This is a genomic window from Actinomadura livida (assembly GCF_014648675.1).
Lineage (GTDB): Bacteria > Actinomycetota > Actinomycetes > Streptosporangiales > Streptosporangiaceae > Spirillospora > Spirillospora livida.
In genome coordinates this window covers 383,757-387,643 of record NZ_BMRO01000003.1, presented here as the reverse complement: position 1 = coordinate 387,643, position 3,887 = coordinate 383,757, and the positions used below count along the sequence as shown (strand labels likewise).

The window sequence follows — 3,887 nt, the reverse complement described above, 5'->3', positions numbered from 1 at the left end:
TCCGGGTGGTGGACGGCGAGGGGGTCATCGACCTGGACGACCCGGCCGTGCGCGAGCGGGTGCTCGAGACCGACGAGGAGTTCCTCGACCTCGGATTCGACGGCATCCACTACGACTTCGAACCCATCTACCCCGACGACGAGGCGTTCCTGACGCTCATGGACCGCACCCGCGAACTCACCCGCTCGCGGGGGAGGCTGCTGTCGGTGGCGCTGGAGCAGCCGACCCTCGTGGACGCGGCCCAGCCCGTCTACCGGGCCCTCATCCCGCGCACGGGCCCGGTCCACTACCCGGCCCGCCCGACCGCCGCCTTCCTGCGCCGGGTCGCGGACCGCGCCGACCAGGTCGCGATCATGACCTATGACGTGGCCCTTCCGACGCAGGCCCTGACCGGATGGCACTTCGCCCGGCACACCCGCGCGACGCTGGAGCTCATCGGGGACCGCACGACCGTCATCATGGGCGTCCCGACCTACCGCCCCTTGGCCGAGTGGGCCGAGACGCTGCCGGTCGCGCTGCGCGGCGTCCGGCGGGGGATCGATGACCTGGAGCGGCCACCCGAGCGCCCGTACGGCGTCGGCGTGTACGCGGGCTGGACGACCCGGCCCGGCGAATGGGCACGTTATCGCGACATCTGGCTGCCCGCCCCGGCGTCGGGAGCGGGCGCCTGACGAACCGGGCACGCAGAGGTGACGAACTGGTCAGACGCGTAGGTACAAAGGGTTGGGTAGCGGTGCACCCGCCGGGGTAGAGCACCGTGCAAAGTCGGGGTTGGGCCAACGCAGGGCAAGGGAAGGGGACGAGGCCGATGGGCACTCAGCAGACCGCGTGGCATGTCGCCGACCGGCTCGGCGAGCTGTCGGCCGAGTTCACCGGCTGGCGGATCGGACTGGGCGGGTCCGGCCACTGGTGGGCCGTCCGCGGCAACGACTTCGTGCGCACTCCCGACGTCGAGGAACTGCGCGTCCGGCTGCATGAGATGACCGCGGGGTCACGTTATCCAAACGAGTCCGGGAAGTGGCCGGACTGACCCCGTAACGCGGCATTTGCGTGCCACGATGTGGATGTGGGAGCCGCCGCCACGCGTACCCCCGAGCGTGTGGCGGCGGCTTCTTCCATGCTCCCTCCGGGGCACCGGGTCCCGCCCCGCTCCGCGCCCGTTCCGCGCCAGTTCGGGGCCGTCTTGGACCTGCGGGTCCAAGCTGAGGGGCCGGAGCGGTACCGTTCGGTGCATGGCACCCAGCACATCACCTGACGCTCCGTTCGGACGGATGCTGACCGCCATGGTCACTCCGTTCCTGCCGGACGGCGGCGTCGACTACGACGGCGCCGCGCGCCTCGCGACCCACCTGGTCGACGAGCGGCGCCACGATGGCCTGGTCGTCAACGGGACGACCGGCGAGTCGCCGACGACGAGCGACGACGAGAAGAGCAAGCTGCTGCGCGCGGTCATCGAGGCGGTCGGCGACCGCGCCGTGATCGTCGCCGGTGCCGGGACGAACCACACGGAGCACACGCTGAAACTCGCGCGGCAGGCCGAGGCCGCCGGCGCGCACGGCCTGCTCGTGGTGACGCCGTACTACAACAAGCCGCCGCAGGAGGGCCTCGTCCGCCACTTCACGGCGGTGGCCGACGCGACGGGCCTGCCCGCCATGCTGTACGACATCCCCGGGCGCGCGGGGGTGCCGATCGAGAACGACACGCTGGTGCAGCTCGCCGAGCACCCGCGGATCGTCGCCGTCAAGGACGCCAAGGGCGACCTCTTCGGCGCGTCCAGGGTGATGATGGAGACCGACCTCGTCTGGTACTCCGGCGACGACAACCTCAACCTGCCCTGGCTCTCGGTCGGCGCGGCGGGGTTCGTCAGCGTCGTCGGCCATGTCGTGGGTACCGAGCTCCATGAGATGATCGACGCATACCGCGCCGGCGACCACGGGCGCGCGCTCGAGCTACACCGGCGGCTGCTTCCCGTGGTCACCGCCATCATGACCCGTACGCAGGGCGCCATCGCCGTCAAGGCAGCGCTGAACCTGCTCGGCCTTCCCGGAGGCGGCCCGCTCCGCGCGCCGCTGGTGGAGGCCTCGCCGGAGTTCGCGGCGCGACTGCGTGAAGACCTCACGATTGGGGGAGTCAAAGTGCCGGAGGCAACCATCCCGGAGGTCGCCCGGTGAGCCATCCTCACCCGGACCTGTCGGACCCGCCCGCGCCGCCCGACGGCGGCCTGCGCATCGTCGCGCTCGGCGGGCTCGGGGAGATCGGCCGCAACATGACCGTGTTCGAGTACGCCGGACGGCTGCTCGTCGTGGACTGCGGCGTGCTCTTCCCCGAGACCGAGCAGCCCGGTGTCGACCTGATCCTGCCCGACTTCGAATACATCAGGGACCGCCTGGACGACATCGAGGCGGTCATCCTCACGCACGGCCACGAGGACCACATCGGCGCCGTGCCCTACCTGCTGCGCGAGCGCCGCGACATCCCGCTCATCGGCTCGAAGCTGACGCTGGCGCTGCTGGAGGCCAAGCTCACCGAGCACCGCATCAAACCGGTCACCGACGTGGTCAAGGAGGGCGAGCGGCGCGACCTCGGGCCGTTCGGCTGCGACTTCCTCGCGGTCAACCACTCGATCCCGGACGCGCTGGCCGTCGCGGTCCGCACCCCGGCCGGGCTGGTGCTGCACACCGGCGACTTCAAGATGGACCAGCTGCCGCTGGACGGCCGGCTCACCGACCTGCCGGGCTTCGCCCGGCTCGGCGCCGAGGGCATCGACCTGCTGATGTCGGACTCGACCAACTCCGAGGTCCCCGGCTTCGTCACCAGCGAGCGCAACATCGGCCCGGTCGTCGACGAGGTGTTCCGCACCGCGCAGGAGCGGCTCATCGTCGCCTGCTTCGCCTCGCACATCCACCGCGTCCAGCAGGTCCTCGACGCCGCCGTCGCCAACGGCCGCAAGGTCTGCTTCGTCGGGCGGTCGATGGTCCGCAACATGGGCGTCGCCCGCGAGCTCGGCTACCTCAGCGTGCCCGACGGCATCATGGTCGACCAGAAGGAGCTGGACGACATCCCCGGCGACCGGCTGGTGCTGGTGTGCACCGGCTCGCAGGGCGAGCCGATGTCGGCGCTGTCGCGGATGGCGAACCGCGACCACTCGATCCGCATCACCGACCGCGACACCGTGATGCTGGCGTCGTCGCTGATCCCGGGGAACGAGACCGCGGTCAACCGCGTCATCAACGGGCTCACCCGGTGGGGCGCCCGCGTCGTCCACAAGGGCAACGCGCTCGTCCACGTGTCCGGGCACGCGTCGGCCGGCGAGCTGCTGTACGTCCTCAACGTGACGAAGCCGGCCAACTTCATGCCGATCCACGGCGAGTGGCGGCACCTGCGCGCGCACGCCAAGCTGGCCGCGCTCACCGGCGTCCCGGACGAGGGGATCGTCATCGCGGAGGACGGCGTGGTCGTCGACCTCGTGGACGGGCGGGCCCGCATCGTCGGCGCCGTCCCCGCCGGGTACGTGTACGTGGACGGCCTGTCGGTCGGCGAGGTCACCGAGACGTCGCTGAAGGACCGGCGCATCCTCGGCGAGGAGGGCTTCGTCTCCATCGTCGTGGGCATCGACTCCACGTCCGGCAAGCTCGTCGCCGGTCCCGAGGTGCACGCCCGCGGCGCGGGCATCCTCAACGAGGACTTCGACGAGGTCATCGGCCGGATCGAGGACGTGCTGCGGGACGCCGCCGGCGACGGCGTGAACGACCTGCACCAGATCCACCAGGTGATCCGCCGCACGGTCGGCAAGTGGGTGAGCGACAACTACCGCCGCCGCCCGATGATCATCCCGGTCGTCGTCGAGGTCTGACCCGGCCGGCCCGGCCGCGGGGCGCACGTCCCGC

At 71.3% G+C, this 3,887-nt stretch carries 4 protein-coding genes; all 4 read left to right on the top strand.

Annotated features, from left to right (window positions below; translation table 11 throughout):
- Positions 1-671, top strand: a 671-nt coding sequence (locus tag IEZ03_RS08420) for a glycoside hydrolase family 18 protein (RefSeq protein ID WP_229808139.1), incomplete at its 5' end; no start/stop codon positions are given.
- A gap of 137 nt (positions 672-808) precedes the next feature.
- Positions 809-1,030 (top strand): hypothetical protein, encoded by a 222-nt coding sequence (locus tag IEZ03_RS08415; protein WP_184886814.1) that lies wholly within the window; start codon positions 809-811, stop codon positions 1,028-1,030.
- A gap of 202 nt (positions 1,031-1,232) precedes the next feature.
- Positions 1,233-2,171 (top strand): 4-hydroxy-tetrahydrodipicolinate synthase, encoded by a 939-nt coding sequence (gene dapA / locus IEZ03_RS08410; RefSeq protein WP_132042826.1) that lies wholly within the window; start codon positions 1,233-1,235, stop codon positions 2,169-2,171.
- Complete coding sequence (locus IEZ03_RS08405) at positions 2,168-3,853, top strand: ribonuclease J (protein WP_184886811.1); 1,686 nt, start codon at positions 2,168-2,170, stop codon at positions 3,851-3,853. The genes dapA and IEZ03_RS08405 overlap by 4 nt, the downstream gene beginning before the upstream one ends.
- The last annotated feature ends 34 nt before the right edge of the window (positions 3,854-3,887 follow it).